The organism is Dactylosporangium sp. NPDC006015 (assembly GCF_040614215.1).
Taxonomy (GTDB): domain Bacteria; phylum Actinomycetota; class Actinomycetes; order Mycobacteriales; family Micromonosporaceae; genus Dactylosporangium; species Dactylosporangium maewongense.
In genome coordinates this window covers 107176-132919 of record NZ_JBEXUD010000018.1, presented here as the reverse complement: position 1 = coordinate 132919, position 25744 = coordinate 107176, and the positions used below count along the sequence as shown (strand labels likewise).

General features: G+C 72.6%; 23 protein-coding genes. 11 read left to right on the top strand and 12 right to left on the bottom strand.

From position 1 onward, the window contains the following. Positions 1-37: 37 nt before the first annotated feature. Complete coding sequence (locus ABZ321_RS29765; protein ID WP_354897306.1) at positions 38-691, bottom strand: hypothetical protein; 654 nt, start codon at positions 689-691, stop codon at positions 38-40. 128 nt (positions 692-819) lie between these two features. Between ABZ321_RS29765 and ABZ321_RS29760 the strand changes: the two genes are divergently transcribed. Continuing rightward, on the top strand, positions 820-1992 hold the full coding sequence (locus ABZ321_RS29760; RefSeq protein WP_354897303.1) for a cellulose binding domain-containing protein: 1173 nt from the start codon (positions 820-822) through the stop codon (positions 1990-1992). A gap of 83 nt (positions 1993-2075) precedes the next feature. Continuing rightward, positions 2076-2588 carry a hypothetical protein gene (locus tag ABZ321_RS29755; protein ID WP_354897300.1) on the top strand — a complete coding sequence of 171 codons (513 nt, stop codon included), beginning with the start codon at positions 2076-2078 and terminating at the stop codon, positions 2586-2588. Between the two features lie 20 nt (positions 2589-2608). On the opposite strand, the gene ABZ321_RS29750 is transcribed toward ABZ321_RS29755, so the two are convergent. The 3 genes from ABZ321_RS29750 to ABZ321_RS29740 all read right to left on the bottom strand — a co-directional run bounded on the left by ABZ321_RS29750 (position 2609) and on the right by ABZ321_RS29740 (position 4354). Next, positions 2609-3082 (bottom strand): hypothetical protein, encoded by a 474-nt coding sequence (locus tag ABZ321_RS29750; RefSeq protein ID WP_354897298.1) that lies wholly within the window; start codon positions 3080-3082, stop codon positions 2609-2611. Positions 3083-3211: 129 nt separating this feature from the next. Continuing rightward, positions 3212-3562: a DoxX family protein gene (locus ABZ321_RS29745; RefSeq protein WP_354897295.1), complete on the bottom strand. Its 351-nt coding sequence runs from the start codon at positions 3560-3562 to the stop codon at positions 3212-3214. 72 nt (positions 3563-3634) lie between these two features. Then, positions 3635-4354 (bottom strand): response regulator transcription factor, encoded by a 720-nt coding sequence (locus tag ABZ321_RS29740; RefSeq protein ID WP_344505127.1) that lies wholly within the window; start codon positions 4352-4354, stop codon positions 3635-3637. Between the two features lie 225 nt (positions 4355-4579). Between ABZ321_RS29740 and ABZ321_RS29735 the strand changes: the two genes are divergently transcribed. From ABZ321_RS29735 to ABZ321_RS29705, 7 genes are all read left to right on the top strand, one after another. Beyond that, positions 4580-5185 carry a VOC family protein gene (locus ABZ321_RS29735; RefSeq protein ID WP_344505128.1) on the top strand — a complete coding sequence of 202 codons (606 nt, stop codon included), beginning with the start codon at positions 4580-4582 and terminating at the stop codon, positions 5183-5185. Positions 5186-5347: 162 nt separating this feature from the next. After that, a complete protein-coding gene (locus ABZ321_RS29730; protein WP_354897291.1) occupies positions 5348-8926 on the top strand; it encodes a BTAD domain-containing putative transcriptional regulator in 3579 nt (1192 codons plus the stop codon). A gap of 229 nt (positions 8927-9155) precedes the next feature. Then, positions 9156-9671, top strand: a complete 516-nt coding sequence (locus tag ABZ321_RS29725) for an SMI1/KNR4 family protein (RefSeq protein WP_354897289.1) — start codon at positions 9156-9158, stop codon at positions 9669-9671. A 407-nt stretch (positions 9672-10078) separates the two neighbouring features. Continuing rightward, positions 10079-11323, top strand: a complete 1245-nt coding sequence (locus ABZ321_RS29720; protein WP_354897287.1) for a hypothetical protein — start codon at positions 10079-10081, stop codon at positions 11321-11323. Continuing rightward, entirely contained in the window at positions 11310-12599 is a 1290-nt protein-coding gene (locus tag ABZ321_RS29715) for a hypothetical protein (RefSeq protein WP_354897284.1), read from the top strand. The genes ABZ321_RS29720 and ABZ321_RS29715 overlap by 14 nt, the downstream gene beginning before the upstream one ends. Before the next feature lie 50 nt (positions 12600-12649). After that, positions 12650-13237, top strand: a complete 588-nt coding sequence (locus ABZ321_RS29710) for an RNA polymerase sigma factor (RefSeq protein ID WP_344505133.1) — start codon at positions 12650-12652, stop codon at positions 13235-13237. After that, positions 13234-14127 (top strand): hypothetical protein, encoded by an 894-nt coding sequence (locus ABZ321_RS29705; protein WP_354897280.1) that lies wholly within the window; start codon positions 13234-13236, stop codon positions 14125-14127. Before ABZ321_RS29710 ends, ABZ321_RS29705 begins: the two co-directional genes overlap by 4 nt. Here the strand turns inward: ABZ321_RS29705 and ABZ321_RS29700 are convergent. The 5 genes from ABZ321_RS29700 to ABZ321_RS29680 form a co-directional block, all read right to left on the bottom strand. Beyond that, the gene (locus tag ABZ321_RS29700) at positions 14088-15341 is read right to left on the bottom strand and encodes an ATP-grasp domain-containing protein (protein WP_354897277.1); all 1254 of its coding nucleotides are present in this window, start codon (positions 15339-15341) and stop codon (positions 14088-14090) included. The genes ABZ321_RS29705 and ABZ321_RS29700 overlap by 40 nt on opposite strands. After that, positions 15338-16318, bottom strand: a complete 981-nt coding sequence (locus ABZ321_RS29695) for a glycosyltransferase family 2 protein (RefSeq protein ID WP_354897274.1) — start codon at positions 16316-16318, stop codon at positions 15338-15340. The genes ABZ321_RS29700 and ABZ321_RS29695 overlap by 4 nt, the downstream gene beginning before the upstream one ends. 31 nt (positions 16319-16349) lie before the next feature. Then, positions 16350-17366: an NAD-dependent epimerase/dehydratase family protein gene (locus tag ABZ321_RS29690; RefSeq protein WP_354897271.1), complete on the bottom strand. Its 1017-nt coding sequence runs from the start codon at positions 17364-17366 to the stop codon at positions 16350-16352. 11 nt (positions 17367-17377) lie between these two features. Beyond that, positions 17378-18058, bottom strand: coding sequence for a hypothetical protein (locus ABZ321_RS29685; protein WP_344505138.1), 681 nt, complete (start codon positions 18056-18058; stop codon positions 17378-17380). Between the two features lie 147 nt (positions 18059-18205). Continuing rightward, positions 18206-20092 carry a HAMP domain-containing protein gene (locus tag ABZ321_RS29680; RefSeq protein WP_344505139.1) on the bottom strand — a complete coding sequence of 629 codons (1887 nt, stop codon included), beginning with the start codon at positions 20090-20092 and terminating at the stop codon, positions 18206-18208. A 108-nt stretch (positions 20093-20200) separates the two neighbouring features. On the opposite strand from ABZ321_RS29680, the gene ABZ321_RS29675 reads away from it, so the two are divergent. Then, positions 20201-21868 carry a right-handed parallel beta-helix repeat-containing protein gene (locus tag ABZ321_RS29675; protein ID WP_354897267.1) on the top strand — a complete coding sequence of 556 codons (1668 nt, stop codon included), beginning with the start codon at positions 20201-20203 and terminating at the stop codon, positions 21866-21868. Positions 21869-21877: 9 nt separating this feature from the next. Here the strand turns inward: ABZ321_RS29675 and ABZ321_RS29670 are convergent. The 3 genes from ABZ321_RS29670 to ABZ321_RS29660 all read right to left on the bottom strand — a co-directional run bounded on the left by ABZ321_RS29670 (position 21878) and on the right by ABZ321_RS29660 (position 24516). Then, positions 21878-22686 (bottom strand): IS5 family transposase gene (locus ABZ321_RS29670; protein WP_354897264.1). Its coding sequence is split into 2 segments (ribosomal slippage): positions 21878-22348 and positions 22351-22686, totalling 807 coding nucleotides; the frame shifts between segments, so codons are not numbered across the junction. A 70-nt stretch (positions 22687-22756) separates the two neighbouring features. Continuing rightward, positions 22757-23242 (bottom strand): hypothetical protein, encoded by a 486-nt coding sequence (locus ABZ321_RS29665; protein ID WP_354897261.1) that lies wholly within the window; start codon positions 23240-23242, stop codon positions 22757-22759. A 47-nt stretch (positions 23243-23289) separates the two neighbouring features. Continuing rightward, entirely contained in the window at positions 23290-24516 is a 1227-nt protein-coding gene (locus ABZ321_RS29660; protein WP_354897258.1) for an ROK family transcriptional regulator, read from the bottom strand. A 164-nt stretch (positions 24517-24680) separates the two neighbouring features. Between ABZ321_RS29660 and ABZ321_RS29655 the strand changes: the two genes are divergently transcribed. After that, positions 24681-25739 carry a hypothetical protein gene (locus ABZ321_RS29655; RefSeq protein ID WP_354897255.1) on the top strand — a complete coding sequence of 353 codons (1059 nt, stop codon included), beginning with the start codon at positions 24681-24683 and terminating at the stop codon, positions 25737-25739. The last annotated feature ends 5 nt before the right edge of the window (positions 25740-25744 follow it).

Here is a 25744-nt window from a genome sequence, read left to right as displayed (position 1 = left end):
TAGGTAGAACCGTCCACAATGGCGTGACGGTGGGTCGCTACTCGTGCTGGCCGCGGGCGCGGGGCAGGTCGCGGAAGTAACGCAGGTTCTGGCAGACGTCGCAGGCGCACCGGCCGGTGGTGATGAGGTCGGTGAGGCGCCGGCGGTCGGCGCCGGTGTCCTTCAGGGCGCGGGTCGCCTCGTCGAGGGCGTAGAAGCGCAGTTCGTGGTCGTCCTGTGGAGCTTCGGCCGTCAGGGCGTGGCCGAGGCGTTCGTGGTGCTCGTCGGTGAAGTGGTGGAAGAAGACCCGGTCGGCTCCGCCCGCAAGGGTTTCGCGCAATACCGTCTCCGCGTCCGTGGCGAACGGCGGGACCAGGTCCGTGCCGTGGTCGGCGGCAAGGGCGGTCAGGGCGGGCCACCGGTCCAGGACGGTCAGGGACGTCCAGTGGTGGCAGGCGTACATCTCCACGACGCACAGGCCGGCGGCGTCGGTGAAGGCGAACCGCAGGGCGCCGGCGGTGGCGGACCAGGTGCCGTCGGCGAGGCCGTCCGAGGACTGGAACGCCAGGTAGTACGCGAGGATCTCCTCGCTGGGCGCGGTGCCGGCGAGGCGGGCCATCCGGCCGGCGAGGACGTCCCAGACGTCGCGGAGCAGTGCGTCACCGGAGGCCGGCGGGATCGTGAGGCCGAGGTGCAGCCCGAGAGCGCCCATGGCGGCACACCGTACCGGCGCCGCGGACGATGACGCGAGGGCAGGTGCGGTAGCATCGACGGCGCGCGATGCCATGGGAGCCGGGCAGGTGCTGTTGCACGTCCGTCTTGCCTAGGAAGTGTGCTCTCATGTCGCTGCGTTCCATCATGTACGTCACCCTCGCCGCGTTCCTCGTCGCGGCGTCCTTCGTCGTTGCCCGTCCGGCCGTGTCGGCGGCGGCGGCCGTGCGGGTCATGCCGCTCGGCGACTCGATCACCGCCGGTCCGGGGTGCTGGCGGGCCAAGCTGTGGCACCGGCTGCAGACCAGCGGATACACCAACATCGACTTCGTCGGCGGGGTGTCCGACGGCGGCGGGTGCAATCCCGGGTACGCCTACGACTTCGACCACGAAGGTCACGGCGGGTTCTCGGCGACCGGGATCGCCGACAACAACCAGCTGCCGCCGTGGCTGGCCGCGGCCCGGCCCGACGTCGTGCTGATGCATCTCGGCACGAACGACATGTGGGGCGGGTACATCCCGACCGCCACGAAGCTGGCCGCGTTCACGAAGCTGGTCGGCCAGATGCGGGCGCAGAACCCGGCGGTGCGGATCGTGGTCGCGCAGATCATCCCGATGAGCGCGTCGGCGTGCGCGACGTGCCCGGCGGACGTGGTCGCGCTGAACGCGGCGATCCCCGGGTGGGCGGCGGGGCTGACGACCGCGCAGTCGCCGATCGTCGTCGCGGACCTGTGGACCGGGTTCGACGCGGCCACGGACACCGGCGACGGCGTGCACCCCAACGACGCCGGCTTCCAGAAGATGGCCGACCGCTGGTTCCCGGCCGTGACGCAGGTCCTCTCGGGCGTCACGCCGTCACCGTCCGGTTCCCGGTCGGCCTCGCCGTCACCGTCCCGGTCGGTGTCACCGTCGGCGTCGGCCTCCGCGTCCCGGTCACCGTCCACGTCGCCGTCCCGGTCGCCGTCCACCTCGCCGTCCGGGTCGCCCTCTGCCGGCGGCGCGAAGTGCGTCGCCGAGTACAAGCTGGTCTCGCAGTGGAGCGGCGCGTTCCAGGGGGAGGTCACCGTCCGGAACGCGTCGGCGGCGGCGTCCTCGGCGTGGACGGCGACGCTCACGTTCAGCGGCGGGCAGCAGGTCAGCCAGGCCTGGAACGCCACCGTCACGCAGACGGGCGCGGTCGCCACGGCACGTAACGCCGCCTACAACGGTGCGCTGCCGGCCGGCGGGTCCACGTCGTTCGGGATCATCGCGAGCTGGACCACCACGAACCCCGCGCCGGCGGTCACCTGCGCGTTCGCCTGAGCGGTCCGGCGTCACCAGTGTGCCGGCCCGGGTGTTCCACGGGTCCGAAGGACCACCCGGGCCGGGCACGCTGTCGTCAGCCGATGCAGTTGTCGGCAGCCGACGAACAGGAGCGCGACATGTCCACCATCCACCTCAGCGAGACCACCACCGTGACGCCGGAGCAGTTCGTCGCCGGGCTCACCGACTTCGGCCCGGGCCGCCAGCGGCTGTTCCCCGCCAGCTCCGACGAGTACCTGAAGGTGCACGAGCTCGGCCCCGACCACGCCGACGTCACCGAGGGCTCGGGCGGCGTGTGGGAACGCCTGCGCTACGACTGGTCCGACCCGCACCGTGTGACGATGCGGACCACCGACTCCAACGTGTGGGGCGGTGCGTCGGGCCACACGTACACGCTGACCAGGCGCCCTGACGGCACCACCGCCGTCGACGCGATCGTGGTCCGCGAAGGCAGGAACCTCAAGGGCCGGATCATCGGCGTCCTGCTCGGCAGCGTCGCCAAGGGGCAGCTGCGCAAGGCGCTGCGCAGCACCGTCGCGGCGATCGAGGCCCGGAACCAGGACGAACGGCCCGCCGCCGGAGCCGCCCGCCCATGACCTGGGCCGGTCGGGAGGCCTCAGATGTACGTGAGCGGGCAGCCGTGCCGCAGCGAGTGCTCGGCCGACTGCCGGTACATCGCCACATAGAACGCAACCGGATCGTCGATGCCGGTAACGAGCGCGAGCGGGCCGCGCGGCAGGGGCGACGGCAGCCGGACGTCGGCGACGAGCGGCGCCACCAGGTCCCGGAGCCGGTGCGAGCTGAGCACCACCGTGCGCTCGTCGTCGTACGCGTTGCCGACCGGCAGGGTGATCAGCCCGTCGAACGGCACCGGCACGAACAGGGCGGCCTCCAGCACGTCCGTGGCGCCGTGCCGCTCGCACAGGTCGGCGAAGCCGTCCATCGGCGGCGACAGCTTCTCCTCGAAGCGGTCCGCTCCCTCCTGGCGCGGCCCCGGGTACGCACCGAGCCCCCGCTCCGCGAGGGCCCGGTCGAGCTGCGTCGCGTACTCCCAGTTCCCCGGCCGGACGTCAACGAGGTACATCCCCATGCGGGGCACCGTACCCGGCCGCGGCAAAGGTGTTTCGCGTTCGGTCGTCGGATGGTCGCGGGCCGCCATACGCTGGAGGTGGTGAGAGTGGGTGGCGCGCTCATGGTGTGCGGACCATGGCGCCGCCGGTCACCAGTGGTAGGCCACGTTCACGACGAGCGTGGCCACCATCGTCACGAAGAACACCGCCCACCCGACGAGCTGCCGCGACCCGACCCGCAGGTGCGCGAACAGCGCCCCGGTGAAGTACAGCACCAGGCCGGCCGCGGCCAGGGTCCCGACGATCGGCACCGCGAACCCGGCGAGCAGCCCCAGCGAACCGGCGGCCAGGGTCGCTCCCAGCCGCGGCACCCAGGACTGCGGCAGGCGCTTCATCTCCGCCTGGGCCTTCGGGTAGTCGTGGCCGATGAGGTACGTGACGGCGGCGCTCCCGCTGAAGAACGCGGCGACGATCGTGAGCGTGACATAGGTTGCGAACATGCGCTGTCAGACGTGCCGCTCCATCGGAACGTGACACGCTCCGATGTGACCCGCCGCACAGCTCCTACCGGGTCACGCCCGCTGTAACACCGGCTCCGTCTGCTCGGCCAGCGGCTCGAGCTCGGGGCGGGGCGGCAGGACCAGGGTGTAGCCGACCTGGCGCACGGTGCCGATCATCGACTCGTACTCGCTGCCGAGCTTCGCCCGCAGGCGCCGCACGTGGACGTCGACGGTCCGGTGGCCGCCGAAATAGTCGAACCCCCAAACCTCCCGCAGCAACTGGTCACGGGTGTAGACCCGGCCGGGGTGCCGCGCCAGGAACCGCAGCAGCTCGAACTCCTTGTACGTGAGGTCCAGCGCCCGGCCCTTGAGCTTCGCCGCATACGTGTCAGGGTCGATGTGCAGCGCACCCGCCGTGATCACGCTCGTGGCCGCCTTCGCCGCGACCGCCGCCGCCTGCGTCACGAGCCGCAGCCGCGCGTCGATCTCGGCCGGGCCCGCGCCGGCCAGCACCACGTCGTCGAAGCCCCAGTCGGCGGCTACGGCGACCAGCCCGGCCTCCTCGACCACCAAAACGACCGGCGTCCGCACCGCCGAACCGCGCACCGCCCGGCAGAAGGCCCGCGCCTCCGCCAGCTGCCGGCGCGCGTCGACCAGCACCACGTCCGGCTCGGTCCCGGTGAGGCACGCCTGCACGTCGTATCCCGCGACCCGCCGACCGTGCGTCAGCAGGTCCAACGCCGGCAACACCCGCCCCACCGGCTGCATACCCGTCACCACCAGGATCTCCACGCCATGCAGCGTCCCCCATCATTGTTTCGGGCCTGTCTCCGAACGCCCGACATGTCGCAGTACCGTTCCGGACTTCCGCCCTGCCGCGCGCCGCCGGTGTGCACGGGGGGCTGACCCGGGTGCCCGCCAGGGTCCTCCACCGGGGCGACCACGGGTGCTTCCGCGCGACAGTCTTCAGCAGATGCCGCGGGGCATCGCGGGGGTACGGCAAAAAGGAGCGGACAGATGGTCGACTACAAGCTCGAAATCGTGGTGCTGCCGGTTTCGGACGTGGACCGGGCGAAGGAGTTCTACACGCGGATCGGGTTCCGGGAGGACGTCGACTTCAGCGGGCCCGAAGGGTTCCGGGTCGTGCACTTCACCCCGCCCGGCTCGGCGGCGTCGATCATCGTCGGGTCCGGCGTGACGGACGCGGCGCCCGGGTCGGCGAAGGGCGTGCACCTGGTCGTCGACGACATCGTGGCCGCGCACGACGACCTGGTGGCGCGCGGGGTCGCGGTGAGCGAGGTGTTCCACGACGCGGGTGGGGTGTTCCATCACGCGGGCACGACGGCCCGGGTCGCGGGACCGCATCCGCAGCGGCAGTCGTACGGCTCGTTCCTGTCCTTCGAGGACCCCGACGGCAACGCGTTCGTGCTGCAGGAGGTCACCTCCCGGCAGCCCGGTCGGGTCAGCCACGTCGTGTACGAGTCGGTCGCCGAGGTCGAGCAGGCGCTGCGGGACGCGGCCACCGCGCACGGCGTGTACGAGAAGGAGCTCGGCCACCACGACGACGACTGGCCGTCCTGGTACGCCGCCCACATGGCCCGCGCCGCCGGTCTCGACGCCTGACGGCAGACCGGGCGTTCGCCGCGCTCGTGGCCGGCGCCGGTTCGGCGGTGTGACCGCCGCCGCGCCGGCCGCGGCCGATTGAACCCCGTCGGCTTCTCGACACAGGGCTCCCGCAAGGCCGAGATGCACGTGCGTCATGGCAACGGGAGGTGAATGCGGGTGATGCGAATCCGGTTGCTGGGCGACGTCGGGGCGTGGACCGACGGCGAACGCGGCGAGGCCGTGGACGTCGACATCGGGCACGAGCGGCAGCGGTGCGTGCTGGCGGCGCTGCTGGTCGAGCCCGGGCGCCCGGTCCCCGCCGACGTGCTGCTGGACCGGGCGTGGGGCGACCGGCTCCCCCGCCACCCGCGGGAGGCGCTGTACAGCTACGTGTCGCGGCTACGGCAGAGCCTGGCGCCCGGCGGGTGGACGGTCGTGCGCCGGCCGTCCGGGTACGTGGTGCAGATCGACCCGCTCGCCGTGGACCTGCACCTGTTCGACGATCTCGTCCGCCGCGCGGCCGGCACCGACGACGTCCCGGCGGCGACTTCGCTGCTCGACGAGGCGCTTCGCCTGTGGACCGGCGACGCCCTCGGTTGCCTCGACACCCCCTGGCTGAACTCGGTCCGCCGCGACCTCCACCGCCGGCGGCGGACCGCCGAACAGCGCCGGGACGATCTGGCGCTGCGGCTCGGACGGCACGCGTCGGTCGTCGACGGCCTGCTCGACCGCGCGGACGCAGACCCGCTCGACGAGGCGATCACGGCGTCGGCGATGCTGGCGCTGTACCGCTGCGGCCGCCGGGGCGAGGCACTCGGCCGCTACGATGTGCTGCGCCGGCAGCTGGCCGGCCAGCTCGGCATCGAGCCCGGCGAACAGCTGCGCCGCCTGCACCACCAGATCCTGCAGGCCGACCCGGCCCTGTCCCCACCGCTTTCCACCATTGCCATTACCAGCAATCCAGTAATCGGTAATGACCCGCAGACGCCCGCCGCCAACGGGATTGCCATAACCAGCAATCAGCAACCCACCGCTCAGCTGCCGGTCAGGCGGAACACCCGGAGCACTCCGCTCGCAACGGAGACACCCGGCATCCCGACCATACAGGTGGACGAGCCCGGACCATGCATACCGGCAGCGGGGGCGGTCAACGACGCGGCGGACCGCCCGGCCGCACAGGGTCTGATGGACGTGGACGGCAGCCCCAGCCGGCAGGGCCCCCTGAGCGGGTCGGCCGCAGCAGGCGAATCGAGCACAGCCCGCGGATCGAGCACAGCCCGCGGATCGAGCACAACCGGCGGCATGCGCACAGCCGACGAATCAAGCGCGGCCAACAGGACAAACGCAGGCGATGGATCAAGTGCAGCCGACAGGTCAAGCAAGGCCAACGGATCGAGCGCAGCCGACGGGACAAGCCGGTCAACCACAGCCGACGGATCGACCACCGCCAGCGGGTCTGCCACCGACGCCGGGCCGGGCGCAGCGAACCGGTCGACCGCAGGTGGTGGGTCGAGCGCGCCGGCAACGGTCGGGACGCACGGTGGGCGCGGGGCGTCGAGCACGCCCGCGGCGGTCGACCTGCACGAGGGGCGCGGGGCGTCGAGCACGCGGGTCGCGGTCAGCGTGCAGGATGGGCGCGGGATTCAGGTATTGCCGGCGGGGCTCGGGGTTGCGAGCGTGCCGGGGGTGTTGGGGTCGCCGGGGGTGTTCAGTGGGCGGCAGGCGCAGCTTGCGGAGCTGACGACGGCGTTGCGGGGCGCCACCCGAGGGGGTGACCTCGGTGAGGCCGGCGATGACGGTACCGACGCGGCGAACGCGACCAGAGGGATTGTCGTCATCGGTGGGGCCGGCGGGATCGGCAAGACGTGGTTGGCGTTGCGGTGGGCGCATGAGCACCGGCGGATGTTTCCCGACGGGCAGTTGTCCGTGAACCTGCGCGGGTTCGATCCGGCCGGGGAGCCGCTGTGCCCGTCGGTCGCGACCCGGATGTTCCTCACCGCGCTCGGGGTTGCCGCGGATGCGCTGCCGGCGGGGGCGGACGAGCAGGCGATGCTGTACCGGAGGCTGGTGGCGCACCGGCGGATGCTGGTGCTGCTGGACAACGCTCACGACAGCGCGCAGGTGGTGCCGCTGTTGCCGGGGACGCCGACGGTCGCGGTGCTGGTGACCAGCAGGCGGCGGCTGACCGGGCTCGTCGCCGCGCACGGCGCGCATCCCGTCACGCTCGAGTGCATGACCGATCCGGACGCGGCCGAACTCCTACGGGCGCGGCTCGGGGCGGCGCGCGCCGAGGCCGAGCCGGAGGCGGTCCGGGCGTTGCTGCCCCTGTGCGGAGGGCTGCCCCTGGCATTGGGAATTGTCGCGGCGCGGGCTGCCACCGACCCGCACTGCCGGCTCGCCACGCTCGTGAACGAGCTGCGGGCCCGGCGGACCCGGCTGGACGCGCTCGATGCCGGGGACCTTGCCGTCAGCCTGCGCGCGGCCATCGCCGGGTCGGTGCGGCACCTGTCGGCGGCGGCGGGCGCGCTGTTCGGGCGGCTGAGCCTCGCGCCCGGGCCTGACATCGGTGCGGGGGCGGCGGCCAGCATGAGCGGGTGCGGGCCGGAGGCGCTGCGGCCCGCGGTCCGGGAGCTGCTCGACGCGAACCTCCTCGCCGAGGAGACGCCCGGGCGGTTCCGGATGCATGACCTGGTCCGCCTGTACGGGATGGAGCTCGCCGCCGGGACCGACGGCGCGCGGCCGGCGGTGGAGCGGCTGCTCGAGCACTACGTGCGGCAGGCGTGTGCGGCGGCGCTGCGGCTGGAGCCGTTGCGGGACCCGCTGCCCGGAGTCGGGGCGCAGGCGTGTCCGGACCGGCGGGCGGCGCTGGCGTGGTTCGCGGCGGAGGACCAGGTGCTGGCGTCCGCAATTCGGTACGCGGCCGGCGCCGGGTTCGACCGGCACGCGTGGCAGCTGGCGTGGGCCCTGGTATACGTGCTCGACCAGCGCGGCGACTGGCACGCCCAGGCCGATGTGCACCGCACCGCGCTGCGGTCGGCGCAGCGGCTCGGCGACGACGCCGCGATCGCGCACTCGCTGCGGGGGCTGGCCCGGGCGTACACCTGGCTGCGCTGCTTCGACCAGGCGCGGGACCAGCTGCGGGCGGCGCTCGCGGCGTCGCGGCGGCTCGGGGACCTGGCCGGGCAGGGGTTCGCGTTCCGGGGGCTGGCGCGGGTGTCGGCGTGGCAGGGCGAGCCGGGCCGGGCGCTGGCGGACGACCGGCGGGCCCTGGCGATGTTCGAGGCGGCCGGCCACGACCACGGGCGCGCGCAGACCCTCAACGCGCTCGGCTGGCACCTCGCGCACCTCGGCGAGCACGAGCAGGCGATCGACTGCTGCGCCCAGGCGATCGAGCTGCACCGCCGGCTCGGCGACCGGCACGGCGAGGGCATCACGTGGGATACTCTGGCGTACTCCCGGCACCGCAGCGGCATGCCCGACGAGGCGGTCGGCTGCTACCAGCGCGCGGCGGCCCTGCTGCGTGAGCACGGCGACCGCTACCAAGAGGCGGTCGTGACGGGCCACCTGGGCGACACGTACGCCGCGCTCGGCCGGACCGCCGAGGCCCGCACCGCCTGGCTGCGCGCCGCCGCGCTGCTCGACGCGCTCGGCCACCCCGACGCACCGGTCGCCCGCGCGAAGACCGCGATTACCGGTAATGACAATCCCGAAATTGCCGAGGGCGGCAGGCACGCGGCGAACACCGCGCACGCCGTATAGGCGGCCGATGGCTGTGAGGTCACGGGCGGCCCCGTCGGGACGGTCGTAGGCGCCCGCAGGTGCCGTCAGCGCCGCTGTGATGCTGCGACGCGTCGGCCGGAGGTGAACAGATGCGTGGCGATGCGTGTGACAGTGCACATTGGCCAACCCCGGCCCCACCTGGGCTGCTGCCGCGCATGAGCCGTCGACTGACTGACAACGGCGACGCGGAATCGTCGCGGATGAGATCATGATCGGCGCGGGGTCGTTCGAACAGGTCGCGGCTGGTTTCTGGCACCCGGACAGTGAGCGTCTCCGGCTGCCGCCGCTGACGGACGAACTGGTCGTCGCCGCGGAGCGACACCTCGATGTCACGTTGCCGCCTGATCTCCTGCGACTGCTTCGGCTCCAGAACGGCGGTGTGATCGCCGATTCGTGGGATGCATGCCCTGCCGAGACGAATTTCTATGCAGACGATCATGTCCCCTTTGAACGCCTGTATGGGATCGGCCTGGGCGGGCAAGCCGAGACCATGACGCTGCTCGACACCCCGTATCTGGTGCAGGAATGGGGGCTTCCGTCACCGGTCGTCCTGCTCAGCGGTGACGGGCACTGCTGGATCGCCCTCGATTACCGGAAGTGTGGACCGACAGGCAACCCCTCGGTTGTGTGGATCGACGACGAGATGAACCACGAACTCCTGCTCGCACCCGACTTTCGTGCGTTCGTCGAGCGTCTGACAGCGTCCGCCGCCTTCCCCGAGTGAGCCTGCGGCGGGTCCGGCCGAGGGTCGTGGGTCGAGCCGATTACAAGCGTGCAGCGACTGGTCTTCGAAGGAGACCGGTCAGAGCTCCAGGTACCCGAGTTCGTCGATGTAGAGGAGGTCGACGCGGCCGTAGCGGGCGATGGTCTGGGTGAGTTGCTGCCGCCGGCGGCCTCGACGAGCGCCGAGCGCAGCGCCTCCCGCACGGTGCGCCGATGCACACCATGCCGCTCAGCCAGCGCGCGGATCCGAGAGCGCTTCACGGCGCGCGTCGCGCCGGATCGCCTCGAACAGCTCCACCCGGGATCTCAACCAGCCCCCTAGCGACGAGCGGCGACGGGGCGAGCGCCGCGAGAGTGGACACCCGGCCTGCATAGACGGATGCCCATGGGGTGTGGAGACTGGACGGGATGGAGCGGATCGGGGTGCGGACCGTCGTCTCGTTGCTCGCGGGCCGTGGGGCGTACCGGGCCGCGCAGCTGGTGGCGACCGTCGCGCTGCTGCCGCTGTGGGGCACCGAGCGGTACGCGACCTACGCGGGTGCCGTCGCCATCTTCTCGTGGGTCGTCGCGTTGCTCGTCTCCGGGCCTGAGAAGACGGTCCTGAAGCTGCTGCCGCGGGCGCCGCGGACCGGCCCGCTCATCCTCCGTGCCGCCGCCGCGCTGCTGTGGGTGCTGCCGGTGCCGCCGCTCGTCGCGTTCGTGGTCGCCGCGCTCGTCGCGCCGGGCAGGCCGGTCGCGGTGTTTGTGGGTGTCGCGGCGCTGTGCACGATGACCGGGACGTTGCTGCTGCTGGTGGGGCTGCATCGGGCGGTGGGCCGGCCGTGGTACGACGCCCGGGCGTTCTTCCTGCTGACCGTCGTGCAGGGGGTGCTGCTCGGCCTGGTCGCGCTCGGGCTCGGGCCGCTCGGGTACGTCGCCACGCTCGTCGGCACCGAGACCGTGCTGTGCCTGCTGCTGCTGGTGCGGCTCGGCCGGCCGTCGCTCGCCATCAGGCACCGGCCGGCGTTCCTGCGGCGGATCTGGTGCACGGTGGCGCTGATGGGCGGCCCCGAGGTGTGCATGTACCTGTGCTCCGGCGTTCTGGTGGCGCTGCTGACGGTGTCGGCGTGGAAGGAGCAGGTCGGGCCGCTCGTCGCCGTCGACGTCGTCTGGTCCGCCGGGATCAACTTCCTGCTGTACCTGCTGCGCGTCTACACCCCGTGGGCGTCGGTGCGGCTGCTCGGCGCCCGCGGTGCGGCAGGCAGGGACGCGGCCCGGCGGATCACGCGCTGGGTGATCGCCGCGGACCTCGCGTATGTCGCCGCCGCAGGTGTACTGGTGTCCGCCACCGACGCCCGCCAGGGTGTGGTGCTGTGGGCGGTGCTGTTCGCCGCCCGGACCCCGATGCTGGTGGCGACCATCTTCGCCGGCTACCTGGTGGAGAACTCCGACGCGCGGTCACCCCGGATCACCGGCCTGGCCGCCGCCATGGGCCTGGCCGCCGCGGCGGTCACCGGGCTCGTCGCCGTGCCGTACAGCGGCGGCGTCGGGCTGCTGATCGCGCTCGCCGCCGCGGAGATCGCGCAGGCCGCCACGCTCCACGTCCGGCTGGGGAAGCGCGCCCGGCCGGCCCGCCGCACCCCCGTCGAGGAGGACGTCCATGTTGCTGCGTGAGATGGCGTACGTGCCGGTGACGCTGCTGCGGCAGTACGGCACCCGGTCAGGGCTGCGGCGGTTCCAGCTGCGCCGGCTGAACCGGTTCCTCGCCCACGCGAACGCGCACGTGCCGTATTACCGTGGCAGGCTGCCGCAGGTTGCCGGTATCGAGGACCTGGCCCGGTTGCCGTTGCTGACCAAGGCGATCATGCGCGCCACGCCCAACCGGGAGTTCGTCGCGGACGGTGTCGACACGGGCGGATGCGTGGAATTCTCCAGCAGCGGCACCACCGGGCACCGGGTCACCGGCTGGCACGACATGAACGCGCACGACTACCACATGGCCGCGTGCGTCCGCCGGTTCTTCGCGACCCGCCGCTACCTGCCCTGGGACCGGCTCGCGCACCTCAAGCCGTTCCCGATGCCGGGCCGCCTGGTGGAGAAGGTGGGCCTGTTCCGCCGGCACGTCATCCTGACCACGACACCCCCGGCCGACTGGGTCGCCGGGCTGCTGGCGTACCGACCGAAGGTGCTGATCGGCTACCCCGTGCACCTGCGCGAGCTGGTGCGGACGATGACCGAGGAGCAGCGGGCCGCGCTGCGCAAGGACCTGCGGCTGGTGCTGACGGAGTCGGAGCTGCTCGTGCCGGCGTGCCGGGCCATGCTGGAGGAGCGCCTCGGGGTGCCGGTCCGCGACGAGTACTCCGCGTACGAGACGCTGAACATCTCGTTCGAGTGCCACCGCGGCGGGGCGCACCTGGCCGAGGACCGCGTGCTCGTCGAGATCGTCGCCGAGGACGGGACCGTGCTGCCCGACGGCGAGGAGGGGCAGGTGGTGGTGACCGCGTTCGGCGAGCGCGCGATGCCGCTGGTCCGCTACGCCCTCGGCGACCTCGGCGCGATCCAGCCGGACCCGTGCGCGTGCGGCCGCCGGTTCCGCACCTTGAAGCTGACCAGCGGACGGATGAACGACGCCGTGGTCCTGCCGGACGGCCGGAAGGTCTTCGGCGACGTGTTCCTGGGGGTCGCGATGTACGAGCCGGGCGTCGCGGAGATGTTCGTGCGGCAGGACGCGGCCGGGACGATCCGCGTCCATGTGGTGCCGGACGGCACGCTGGCCCCCGAGACCGTCCTGGCCGGCACCGCGCGGACGTTGCGGGAACGGGCCGGCGGCGACCTGCCGCTGGAGATGCGGCTCAGCGACCGGATCCCGCTCACCGCCGGCGGCAAGGGCCAGCTCGTGCAGAGCGAGTACGCGCCCGCGGTCGCCGTCAACCGGTCGGCCGCGGCCTGACGGAGCAGCGGCAGGGGAACCGGCACGGGCACTCCGGGCAGAAACAGGGCATGAACGCACTGACGACCGGGGCGCGTGACGTCTCGCCACCGGATGTGGCGGCCTTGTTCGACGCATACAGCGAGCGTGTCTACCGGTACTGCGCCCACCGCGTCGGCCCGGTCGCCGCCGAGGACCTCGTCGCCGAGGTGTTCCTGGTCGCGCACCGGCACCGGGACCGCATCGCCGGGCCCGGCGAGCCCCTCGCCTGGCTGTACGGCATCGCGACCAACCTGCTGCGCCGGCACCGGCGGGACGAGGTGCGGGCCTACCGGGCCCTGGCCAGGGTCGGTGTCGACCCGTTCGGCGGTGTGACGGGGGTGGTCGACTCGCACGACACCCGCAGCGCGGAACGGGTCGACGCGACCAGGACCGGCCGCCGGCTCGCCGGCGCTCTCGCCGCGCTGCCGCGCCGGCAGCGTGACGTCCTGCTGCTGTTCGCGATCGCCGAACTGTCCTATGCCGAGATCGCCGTGGCGCTCGACATCCCGATCGGCTCGGTGCGGTCCGCGCTCAGCAGGGCCCGGGCGAGCGTCCGCGCCGCGATCGACCTACCGCCTGACTCCGACTCTGACGCTGACTCTGGGAGCACACCGTGAACGACGTTCGCGACATCGATGAGATCCGCGCGCTCCGGGCCCGGTTCGACCAGCCGGCCAACCTTGCCCGCGCACGGGCGCGGGTGCTCGCGGGCACCGGCGAAAGGACAGCGCGACGCTCACCGGCGAGGTCGTGGGTGCCCGCCCTCGCCGGCGTCGTCGTCGTGGGCCTGGTCGTCGCCGTCGCGCTCGTCGCCCGCGGCACCGACACGGCTCCGCTGCGGCCCGGAGGCGCGGGCACGCCGAGCCTGCCGGCCTCAGCCGAGGAGTGGGCGCGCCCGGTCGATGCGCTGGTCCGGCTGGCGTTGGCCGGCCCGGCGGCGGCCGAGGTCCATGCGGGGCAGCACATCAGGTCGGAGGTGCGGCTGTTCGACAACGGGATCCGCCGGACCGAGACGTCGCTGTACGAACCCGAGGGGCTGATCCTGACCACCACCGCCGCCGAGTACGTGCAGCAGCAACGGACCACGTTCGCCAAGGACGGCCCGTCGCTGCGCCAGCCGACACCCGAGTACCTGGCGGGACTGGCCGCCGACCCCGGCAGGCTGCGCACGATGCTGCTCGACGCGCCGTGCCCGCCCAGTGGCTGCACCGACGAGGTGCGGGCCTGGTTCGCCTGGAACCTGGTGAGCGACCTCGCCCGCACCGCCGACGTGATCGTCCCGCCGGTGCTGCGGTCGGCGCTGCTGCGAATCCTGACCGGCCTGCCGGGCGTCACCCTCGGCCGGGAGACCATCGACGACGTCGGGCACGGGGCCCTCTCCATCACCGTCAAGGGCGACCAGACCCACCGGCTGATCCTCGGCGAGCACGCCCGGATCGTCGGCGCGATGACCGGGGGCGGCAGCTCCTACTCGCTGTCGCTGTGGACGACCACGCTCGTCGACTGACCCAGTTGGCCGACCGGGACCCTCGCCGTGAACTCCAGCCGGAGCACGGCGAGGGCGGCGGCCAGGCGGACCTGGGCGGTGGCCGGGTCGGGGCCGGTGACGACGAGGTAGCCGATCTTGTTCGCCGCCTGGTCGAACGGGTGGACGGTCGCGCCCGGCTCCGCGTACACCTCGCAGCACACGACACCGGGCAGCTGCCGGGCCTCCGTGACGCCGCCGACCGCGGTGAGGATCGCGTCGCCGGGCAGCGGCGAGGCCAGCACGTGGATGATGCCCGCGTGCTCCTGGGTCGGGGTGAGGTCGAACGGCTCGCCGAGGACCATCGAGACCAGGGCGGCGACGGTGTCCACGCCGTACATGTGCCGCATCAGCAACGGGAAGGCGTTGCCGCACAGGCGGGCGTTGGCTTCCAGGACGGCGAACGAGCCGTCGGCGCGGAGGATGACGTCGAAGTTGGCGGGGCCGTCGAACAGGTCGATCGCGCGGCACAGCCGGCCGGCCGCGGTGACGAGCCGGCCGCGGACGGCGAGACCGATGGTGGCGGGCGCGGCGTGCCCGCCGATGACGAAGCGCGGGCCGGGCACCATCCGCTTCTCGGTGATGCCGGCGAACGCGACCCGTCCGGCCCGCATGAACACGTCGACGGTGAGGTTGCGGCCCGACACGAACTCCTCGACGAGCAGCGGCCCGCCGGGTGCGGTGAAGCGGGCGGCGTAGTCGAACGCGCCGGGCAGCTCCGAAGCGTGCGAGACGAGGGTGATGCCCTTGCTGCCGGAGGTGTCCGGTGGCTTGACGACGACGGGGAAGCCGATGTCGTGCGCGGCGGCGGTCAGGACGGCCCGGTCGGCGCTGCGCCGCCAGTGGTAGCCGGGGACGCCGGTCGCCCGCACGACGTCGTGGAAGGCGGCCTTGTCCAGCGACGCGCGGGCCGCGGCGGCCGGGAACCGGAACGGCAGGCGGTAGCGGTGGCTGAGCTCGTGCCAGGTCCACAGGCCGGCCTCGCTGGCCGCGGCGACCACGGCGGTCGGGCGGCGCCCGTCGAGCGCGGCGACGATCCCCTCGTGGTCCTTGATGCTGACCGGCAGCCACACGTCGGCGTACGGGTACGCGGGCCGGTCGGTGCGCATGTCGACGCCGATGGTGGGGATGCCGCGGCGGCGGGCCTCGAGGTAGACGGGCAGCTGGTCCTCGCTCGCCCCCAGAATGAGCATCATCGCGCGGCCTCCGTCTCAGCGAGACGGCCGGAGACGGCTGACCCCGGGGGTGCCGCGTACAGCATGTCCCCCGGCTCGATGGGAATGTTGGCCTCCCGCACGTAGTACAGCCTGGGCCGCACCGAGCCGCGCACGAGACGGTGCACATAGGCGGCGAGGATCCCGACGGCGGCGAGCAGCACCACCTCCCCGGCCACCACGCCCGGCCGTCCCGCGGCGATCACGACCGGCACCGCGCAGGCGACCGCCGCGTACAGCCACACCAGGGGCCGCAGCGAGAAGCCGAAGAACAGCTCGGCGCTGTGCGAGAACAGCCGCCACACCGCCCACCGCGACCCGCCGTCCTGCCGCTGCCGGTGCGCGACGTCGACGGTCGCCCAGCGGGCCCCGAGCAGCGGCATCGTCGCGACGAAGTACGGGGTGGCCAGGCGCATGTCGACGGCGCGGCGGGCGACGGCGGCGCGCACGACCCGGAACACCGACGAGCCGTAGACGAGGTCGACGCCGAAGAGCCGCTGCGCGAGGCGCTGCTGCGCCGCGGATCCGAGGCGGCGGAAGAGCGGGTCGTGCCGCTCGCGACGGATCCCGTACACCACGTCGTAGCCTTCGAGTGCCTTCGCGATGAGCTTCGGCGCCTCGGCCGGCGGTGACTGCAGGTCGGCGTCGAGCTGCACGACCCATTCGCCGCCGGCGTAGCGGAACCCGGCGCCGTGCGCGGCCTCGAGGCCGAAGTTGCGGGAGAACGACACGTACCGCACCCTCGGGTCCCGGGCGGCGAGGGCCTTCACCTTGGCGAGGGTGCCGTCGGTGGAGCCGTCGTCGACGAACAGGATCTCCAGCCCCGGGTAGCCGGACAGCTCGGCGTCGATGGTCGCGTGGACCTCGTCGACCTGCCCCTCCTCGTTGAAGCACGGGATGAACGCGGTCAGCGAAGCGGGCGCCGGCTCGCCGGACCGTTGCCGTGGGATCTCACGCATGCGACCTCCCCGTACACCTCGGACAATGACCTCAGTCGCGCAGCACGGCCCGCCATGACGGTGGCAGGTTGCGCCGCACCTCGATCGCGTCGAACACCGACGGCTCGCGCGGCCCCTGCCCGCGCACCCAGGCCGCCATGGCCGCGAGTCCGGCCTCGAGGGGCACCTCGCCCTCATCCAGGCCGAAGCACTTGCGCACCTTGGTGTGGTCGGCGTACGCGTGCCGGACCTCGTTGCGGGCGGGCAGGTGCGTGACCCGCAGCGGCACGTCCATCGCGGCGGCGGTCGCGCGGGCGAGCGCGTTGAGCGAGTAGACGCTGTCGCCGCCGATGTTGAACGTCTCGTTGTAGGCGGCCGGGGTGGTCACGGACCGGGCGACGACCGGCGCGACGTCGCTGATGTGGGTGAAGGCGCGGACCTGCTCGCCGTCGCCGAACACGGTGAACGGCTCACCCCGCAGCGCCTGGTTCATGAAGATGCCGATGACGTTGCGGTACCGGTCGCCGATGTTCTGGTATTCGCCGTAGACGTTGTGCGGCCGGAAGATGACGTACGGCAGCCCGAACATGTCGTGGGTGACCCGCAGCTCCTGCTCGACGGCGAGCTTCGCGATGCCGTACGGGTCCTCCGGCGCCGGCACCAGCTCCTCGCTCATCGGCACCTGGTTGCTGCCGTAGACGGCGATCGACGAGGTGAACACGAAGCAGCGGACGGTGCCCGCGTTGACGGCGGCGTTGATGAGGGTGACGCTGCCGAGCACGTTGTTGGTGTAGTTGAACCGTTTGATGAAGTGGCTGAGCCCTTCGGCGGCGTACGCGGCGAAGTGGAACACGTAGTCGAACCCGAACTCGGCGAAGAGCGCGTCGACGACGGCCGGGTCGCAGACGCTGCCGCGCCGGAAGACGGCGCCGTCGGGGACGTTGTACGGCGATCCGCCGCTGAGGTCGTCGAGGACGACGACGCGGTGGCCGCCGGCGAGCAGGCAACGGGCCACGTTCGCGCCGATGAACCCGGCGCCCCCGGTGACCAGCGACGTCGATGTCGGCATGGCCCGTCTCCTCACACGCTGGTGGACTGCGTCGCTGCCGGCGCCTGCGCGTCACCTTTCGCCCGGCCGAGGCGGAACCACCGGTCGGGCGCGGCCAGCACGAGGATGACGAGGACGACGTGGACGGCGATGAAGGCGTACGCCTCGTACTTGGTCGGCGGGTGGCCGAGGAACACCGTCATGTGCGACGCCCAGGTCCACACGTCGGGGATGGTCGCCCACTGCGGGTCGGTGTGGTCGTTGACCGTGAGGAACGCCAGGTCCTCCAGACCGGAGACCATGATGAGCAGCATCGCGTAGGCGATCCGGCGGGCGTTGCCGGGTGTGCCGCCGCCGAGCCGGTACGCGAGGGTGAGCGACATGATGACGATCGGCGTCAGCACGAGAATGTGGTAATAGACGGTCGGGAAATCGTCCAGGTAGAAGAAGATCTTCGGCACGAAGTAGAGGAAGAACACGCAGAACGCGGCCGGGACCAGGATCCGCACCAGGTGCAGCCGCCGGGCCAGCTCGACGTCGAGGCGGGCGATCGCCTCCGCGGCGAAGACGAACGGCAGCAGCTTGAACAGGAAGATCGCGAGGGACTTGACCTCGCGGTCGTGCGGCAGGACGAACCACACCACGGCGGCGCAGGCGACGGCGAGCGCCACCAGGACGAGAAACGCCGCGTTACGGCGGAGGACCTGACTCATCGGCAGTTGCTCCCCGATCGGGTGAGGGACGCGTGGCCCGAACAGCCCGAAGCATACGTGAGCGTCATTGCTGTCACAGAGATGATATTGACACGCGGCAATGATCGAGGGAGCGGGAAGGGGTGCACGAAATGGGTTAAGGAGCATTCAGGTGTGCAAAAGCGGCAGCTGTACCCGCAAATGGGTGCCGCGGCCCGCGGGGCTGTCGACCCGGATCGTGCCGCCGAGCGCCTCGACGCGGTCGGCGAGCCCGACGAGCCCCGATCCGCGGCCCGGGTCGGCGCCGCCGACGCCGTCGTCGCGGACCGACACGTCGAGCCGGCCGTCCCGCACCGCCCCGCGCACCTCGATGCGGGTGGCGCACGCGTACTTCGCGGCGTTGGCGAGGGCCTCGGCGACCACGTAGTACGCGGCGACCTCGACCGGTCCGGGCAGCCGGTCCGCCAGGTCGAGGTCGACGTCCACATCGACCGCGGACCGCCGGGCGAGCGCCTTCAGCGCCGGCTTCAGGCCGCCCTCGGTCAGGATCGCCGGGTGCACGCCCCGCGAGATCTCCCGCACGTCGTCGACGGTCCCGTTGATCCCGTCCACCACCTCCGACAGCTCCGCGCGCAGCTCGGGCTGCCGCGCCGACACGGTGTGCTGGATCCGGCGGACGTCGAGGCCGAGTGACAGCAGCCGCTGCTGGACGCCGTCGTGCAGGTCGCGTTCGATGCGCCGGCGGGCCTCGTCGGTGGCGAGCACCACCCGGGTCCGCGACGCGGCGAGGTCGTCGTGGGCCTGGGCGTTGGCGACGGCGGTGCCGATGAGGTCGGTGGCCGCCGTGAGGCGTTCCTCGGCGTCCGGCGGCATCGGCTGGTCCCCCATCGCGAACACCGTCACCGCGCCCCAGAGGCGGCCGGCCACGCTGATCGGGGCGCTGACGGACGCGTGCGCGCCGAGCTCCCGCGCGTGGATGGCGACCAGCGCTGTCGCCCCGTCGAAGCTGCCCATCCGGGCGGTCTGCCCGGTGCGTTGGACGATGCCGGTGGCGGTGTCATCGCCCAGGGACACGCGCGCGCCGACCGGCATCTCCGGGTCCGGAGCCCCCCAGGCCGCGACGACGGTCGCGGTGCCGTCGGCCTCGAACCGCACGATCCGCGCCGCGCCCGTGCCGACGAGCCGCCCCAGCTCCTCGACGACCGCCGCCAGCACCTCGCCCGGGGTGCCGCCATGGGCGACGAGGGTGGCGACCCGCCGCAGCGCCGACTGCGTCCCGACGCTGTGCTGCAGTGCCTCGGCCATCACGTTGAACGACCGCTCCAGCCGGCCGATCTCCGCCTTGCCCGTCTCTGGCATGCGGGTGCCCAGGGCGCCGCCGGCGAGCCGGTCGGCCATCGCGGCGGCCCGGCGGATCGGCTGCACCAGCAGGCGGGTCTGGTAGCCGCCGACGAGCGCGATGGCGAGCGCCGACCCGGCGATGCCCGCGATGATCGCGATCATCTCCCGGTTGGCCGTCGCGGCGGTCTCCGTGTCGCGGGCCTGGATGACGTCCCGCTCCGTCTCCCGCAGCACGCTGAGGTCGGTGTGGAGCTGGTCGATGCGGCGGTCCCCTTCCAGCAGCACCGATGCCGACTTGGCGCCGGCGTCGCCGCGCTGCGCCGCCTCCACCGCGGGCCGCGAGACCTCGTCGGCGAACGCCGTGCTGGTCTGCGCGATCTGCCGCGTCTGCTGCCGCTGGGTGTCGGTGGTGGCGAGGGCCTCGAGGTGCTGGTTCGACTCGACCAGGGCGGTGTGCGCCGTCTGCCACCTGGCGAGGAACTCCTTGTCGCCGGACAGCGCGTAGGACTCCTGGGCCGCGCGGAGCTCGATGGTGTGCCGGTTGACCTGGTCGGCGGCGGCGAACAGCTCGTGCGAGCGCTGGGACAGCCGGGCCGTCTCCCGGTTCTCGCTGATCGACACCAGCAGCGTCGCGAACGCCCCGCCGACGAACACCACCAGCACGCAGGTCGCCAGCACCATCCGGCGGATGAGCCCACCCTTCGCCCCACTCATGCCCACTCCCGCCCGCTGCGATGCCCTCACTCCATGCCCGCTGCGGTGCCGCTCACGCCTGGGCGGGCTGACCACGTTTGCGCACGGTCAGGTGGGTAGGCGACCGCGGTGACTCGGATCGCCGAACCACTCGTCGCCGACGCCAGGACGCACGGGCTCGCCGGGGACGGGACCACCGACGACCGGCCGGCGCTCGCCGCGCTCGTCGAGAGCCTCGGCGCCGCCTACGCCGCGGACGGCCAGCCCCGCACCATCGTCTGCCCGGCTGGGGCGTACGCCATCCACGACGAAGGCATCAGGTGGCGCAGCGGCGTGTCGCTCATCGGTGCGGGGCCGGGCGCCACCCGGTTCCTGCTGGCCAACCCGTCCCGGCCGACGGGGCCGACCCCGCTCGCCGTCTTCACCACCCGGGAGCACGGCGCGGGCCGCGACAACCACCTCGCCGACTGCACCTTCGCGCACTTCGAGATCGACGGCTCGGGCGTCACCCTGCCCGCCTACGACGTGGCGGCCAAGGGGTTGTTCCTGCAGTACGTGCTGCGGGGCCGATTCCACGACCTGTACATCCACGACACCGGCGCGACCGGGTTCGGCTGCGACTTCCTGCAGGACACCGTCGTGGACGCCGTCCGCGCCGTGCGCTGCGGCCGGCTGAACAACGGCGAGGAGGAGGGCGGCGCCGGCATCGGCATCGGGATCGGCGGCTGGGGCGACACCGAGCGGCTCGCCGTCACCGCGTGCACGACCGTCGGCAACGGCACCAGCGGCATCTTCTTCGAGCTGCAGAAGTGGCACTGGACCCCGCCGCGTGGCATCCGCGTCGTCGGCTGCCACGCGGAAGGCAACCGCTTCGGCATCTCCGACTGGGGCGCCGACGGGCTCGTCGTGTCGGCGTGCACGATGACCGCCAACCATCAGGCGGGCTTCGACGTGTCGGCGCTCGGCACGTCGTCCGTCGCCGGCCGCGGCGGCATCGCCACCGGCTGCGTCATCGACGGCAACGTGTGGGACGGCGTCGCGATCGGCAACACGCCCGGCCCGTACACCGTGGAAGGCAACCGCATCAGTCGCAACGGCCGCTACGGGTACTGGCAGCACAACCTCGGACCGTCGGTCCGCGGCGTCCCGCCCCTGCCCGGCGACGCCGACCACTCGTGCGCGGACATCACCGTCACCGGCAACGACATCTGGGGCAACGCCCTCGACGGCGTGTTCGTCGACTCCCCCGTCGTGGACGCCTGCATCGCCGGGAACCGGGTCCGCGGCAACGGCCGCCAGGTGTCGCCCGCGTCCACCGGTGGCGGTGCGTCCGTCGTGTACGAGCGGCTGTCGGTGCGCGACGCGTCGGCCGGCTGGGTGCCGGACGGGCAGGCCGGCAAGATGGTCGCCGCGGGCTCGCAGCGGGCCGTGGTCGTGGCCAACACCGCGACCGAGCTCGTCCTCGCGCCGGTCCGCCCCGGCGCGGCCACCGCCTGGCCGGAGGCCACGCCGCGGCAAGGCACCGCGTACCGGCTGCCGGACGCGCCACCGGTGCGCGCCGGCATCACCCTCGGGGCCCGCACCGACACGCCGACGATCCGGGACAACCGGGTGTGGGACCGCGGCGGGCACCGGACCCAGACGCACGGCCTGCGCACCACCACCCACGGCACCTGCATGTCACCCCGCGTCCACGACAACGACCTCGAGGGCAACACCGTCGCCGCGACCGCCTTCACGACCCCGCCCGCGGGTGGCGTCTGGTACCGCAACCTCGGCCTCGACCCGACTCCCTAAGGGGGTGTCTCACTTGGTGAGTTTGGTGAGTCGTCGGTGGCAGATGAGGATGGCTGCGAGGTCGGTGAAGGCTTGGAAGTGCTCGGCTTTGCGTTCATAGCGGCGCACAAGGCGCCGGTTGTTGGTGAACCAGGACAGGCACGACTCGACGATCCACCGGTGCCGGCCCAGCCGCTCGGAGGACTCCACGCCCTTGCGGGCGATGCGAACCCGGATGCCGCGGCGTTCGACCTCGGCCCGGATCGCTTTCTGGTCGTAGGCCTTGTCCGCGTGCAGCTTCTCCGGACGGTGACGGGGCCGGCCACGCCGTCCGCGTACGGGCGTGAACGCGTCCAGCAGCGGGAACAGCAGTTGCGCGTCCGGGGTGTTCGCAGCGGAGATCAGCACCTGCAGCGGTATCCCGCGCCGGTCGCACAAGACGTGGATCTTCGAGCCCGGTTTGCCACGGTCGACCGGGTTTGGCCCGGTCAGGTCCCCCTTTTCACAGCCCGGACACTGATCGAGTCGACGATCGCCCGGGTCCAGTCGATCCCACCGGCGACCTGCAGCCGGTGCAGCAGCTCGTGGTGGATCTGTTCCCACAGTCCGTGCCGGGTCCACTCGGTGAACCGGCGGTGCACCGTCGGCCGGGACACTCCGAAGAACACCGCAGGGAGTTTCCGCCACGAACACCCGGCCTGGACCATGTACGCGATCGCGGCGAGCACCGCCCGGTCGTCCGCGCGGCGCTTCCCGCCGCCCTGAGGTCGTTTCGCAGCAACCGGAATCAACGGTTGCGCGACCTGCCACAGGTCGTCCGGCGCCCAGGTCTGGATCATATCCTCGACAACATCCGCCACAAACAGAAGATCATGCCCGAGGCAAGGACCTCACCAAGTGAGACACCCCCTAAGGCCGGACCCACGCCTCGGCCACACCGCCGCGGATCGTCACCACCCCGTGCTCGAAGTGCTGCACCCCGTCGTCGACGTCGTGCAGCATCGGCCGCTCGGCGGCGACCGGGAAGCCGAGCTTCCGGGCCAGTTCGGCATCGCCTGCCAGCAGGTCCGCCACGACCCTCGACACCGCGACGGCGCCGTGGGCGCTCTTCCAGTAGATCGCCCCGCCCTCGAACGTGGCGTAGCAGCACCACTCCTCGACCGGCTCCGCCCGGGCGTCGACCTCGCCGGACGTCGGGAGGCCCAGCCAGCCCGTCGTGCCGTGCATCCGCTCGTACAACGCCCCGATCGCGGCGCCGGCGGCGTGCTGCTCGCGGACGCGTTCGGCGGACAGCGCCGGCGTCGCCGCGTCGATGTGCCGGTCGTGCCACCAGAAGTCCCACTGGACATCGTGGTCGCCGTTCTGGACGCCCTGAGCACCGGGGAGGCCCGTCATCCGGACATTGTGACAGCCGGCGATGCCGCGATCGACCGGCGTTCTGCTCAAGTGGGGACTTCGATCATCCGCTCGATGACGGCGCCGGCACCGCCGCGGGCGGCGGCGGTGAAGCCGAGGTTGGACGCGACGAAGTGGCAGCGGGCGGCCGGGGAGGCCATGGCGAGGCGGGTGAGCTGCGCCTGCGCGGCGGGGATCAGGTGGTCGGCCAGGTCGGCGAAGTAGCCGCCGAGCACGACCACCCGCGGGTTGAACAGGTTGACCAGGATCGCGCCGCCGTGGCCGAGCCAGCGGCCGATCCCGGCGACCGCCTCCAGGGCCGCCGGGTCGCGGGCGTCGAGCCGGCGGCGCACCTCGGCGATGCGTTCGCGGGGGTCGGGGACGGGGCCGTCGCCGAGGCCGTACGCGAACTCGGGCGTGATCCGGCGGACCAGCTCGGCGAGGCCGACCTTGGTCTCCCAGCAGCCGGTCCGGCCGCAGCCGCACGGGTCGCCGACGGGCTCGACGGGCAGGTGGCCGATCTCGCCGGAGAACCCGTCGGCGCCGCGCAGCAGCCGGCCGTCGACGATCGCCCCGCCGCCGACGCCGACCGAGCCGGTCAGGTAGACGAGATCGGCGGTGCCTGCGGCGACACCCCACGTGTACTCGGCCAGGGCCGCCAGGTTCGCGTCGTTGTCCACCCCCACCTGCAGCGCGGGGTCGAGGCCGGCGGCGAGACGGGACACGACGGGCACGTCGTGCCAGCCGAGGTTCGGCGCCACGACCACCACGCCGCGCGCGACGTCGACCAGGCCGGGGACCGCGACGGTCAGGCCGACCGGGGTCACGCCGTGGTCGGCGAGCTCGGCGAGGGTACGGTCGGCGGCCGCCGCCAGGTCGTCCAGGCACCCCTCGACGTCGCGGCGCCGCGCGTCGAACCCGACCCGCCGCTCGACGACGGTCCGGCCGGTGAGGTCGCAGGCGTGGACCGCCAGGTAGTCGACGTTGATCTCGATGCCGACCGCGCCCAGCTCCGGTGACAGCGCCACCACCCGGCCCGGACGGCCGGCGTTGCCGGAGCGTTCGAGCCCGGTCTCGCGCACCAGCCGCCGGCTGAGCAGCTCCTCCACGAGGCTCGACACGGTCGTCTTGTGCAGCCCGGTGGCCGCGGCGATCGCCGCGCGCGACCTCGGCCCGTTGGCGCGGATGTGGCGCAGCGTCCGGCTCAGGTTGGCGCGGCGCACCGCCAGCTGGTCCGTCGTCTCATGCGCCGACGCCACGCCCCCAAGGTCCATGGCCACCATCGTGCCTCCACGGGCCGCGACCCGGCTCCTCGGGTCGGGCCGGAGCCGCCGGAACGGCACTGTCGGTATAGCGTCTGATCACTCCCAAGATATTGATAGATGTGATTGCGTTCGCGGTGTCCTGTCCACTCCTTTCCGCCAGGAGGAGGGTCAACATGCGCAGGAAGCTTCCCGCCCCGCTCATCGCCCTGGTCACCACGCTCGCCGCCGTCTTCGGCGCCGTCTCGCCCGCTGCCGCGGCGCTGCCCGACGCGGTCGGGTTCGTGCTGTGGAACGGCGCCGCCACGGTCCCGTCGGGCACGTGGCCGGCGGCGACCAGCGTCTCCCCCGGTCCGGTCGGCATCTACACGATCAAGTTCCCCGGTCAGGCCGCCAAGGGCGGCGTCGTGCACGTCACCGCGATCAACTCCGGGCCGCGCTTCTGCCAGGCGGTCAAGTGGGGCCCGTCCGGCACCGACGAGATCGTCGTCGTGCAGTGCTCCCAGCCCGGCGGCGCGCTCGTGGCGACGGCCTTCACCGCCCTGTTCGACAGCAGCTCCGCCCCCATCAGCAGTGCGATCAACGGCCGGTTCGGCTACGTGGACTGGAACGACGCGACCGGGACCATGGTCGACCAGTTCAACTCCTCCGGCGCCGTCAACGGCGTCACCCCGCTCGGCGGCGGCGTCTACGAGGTCAAGCTGCCCGGCCTCAGCACCGCCGGCCCGATCGACGGCAGCCTCCAGGTGACGGCCGTCAACAGCACCCCGGCGCGGTGCAAGGTGCGCAACTGGACGTCGAGCCCCGCCGGCCAGGTCGCGTACGTCGCCTGCTTCACGTCGACCGGCGCGCCGTTCAAGACCCGGTTCACGCTGTCCTACCAGTACAACCAGTCGCTGTGGGGTGCGGGCTGGCCGCCGCGCTACTTCGGGTACCTGTGGTTCCGCCCGCCGGTCGGCCCGCCGTCGACGAACTTCAACTCGCAGGCCGGCTTCGGCGTCAACACGCTCATGGGCGCCGGCGTCGGGCTGTCGCTCGTCACGTTCCCGCGGCTGGTCGGGCTGCCCGACACCGTCCAGGTGACCGCGTCCGGCGGCACGTCGGAGTTCTGCAACCTGCTCGCGCCGTGGGTGCACAGCGCCACGGACACGATCGTGCGCGACGTCGCCTGCTACGACAGCGGCGGCGCCCGGGTGAACACCGGCTTCCTCGTCAGCGCGAACGCGGCGGTCTGAAACCC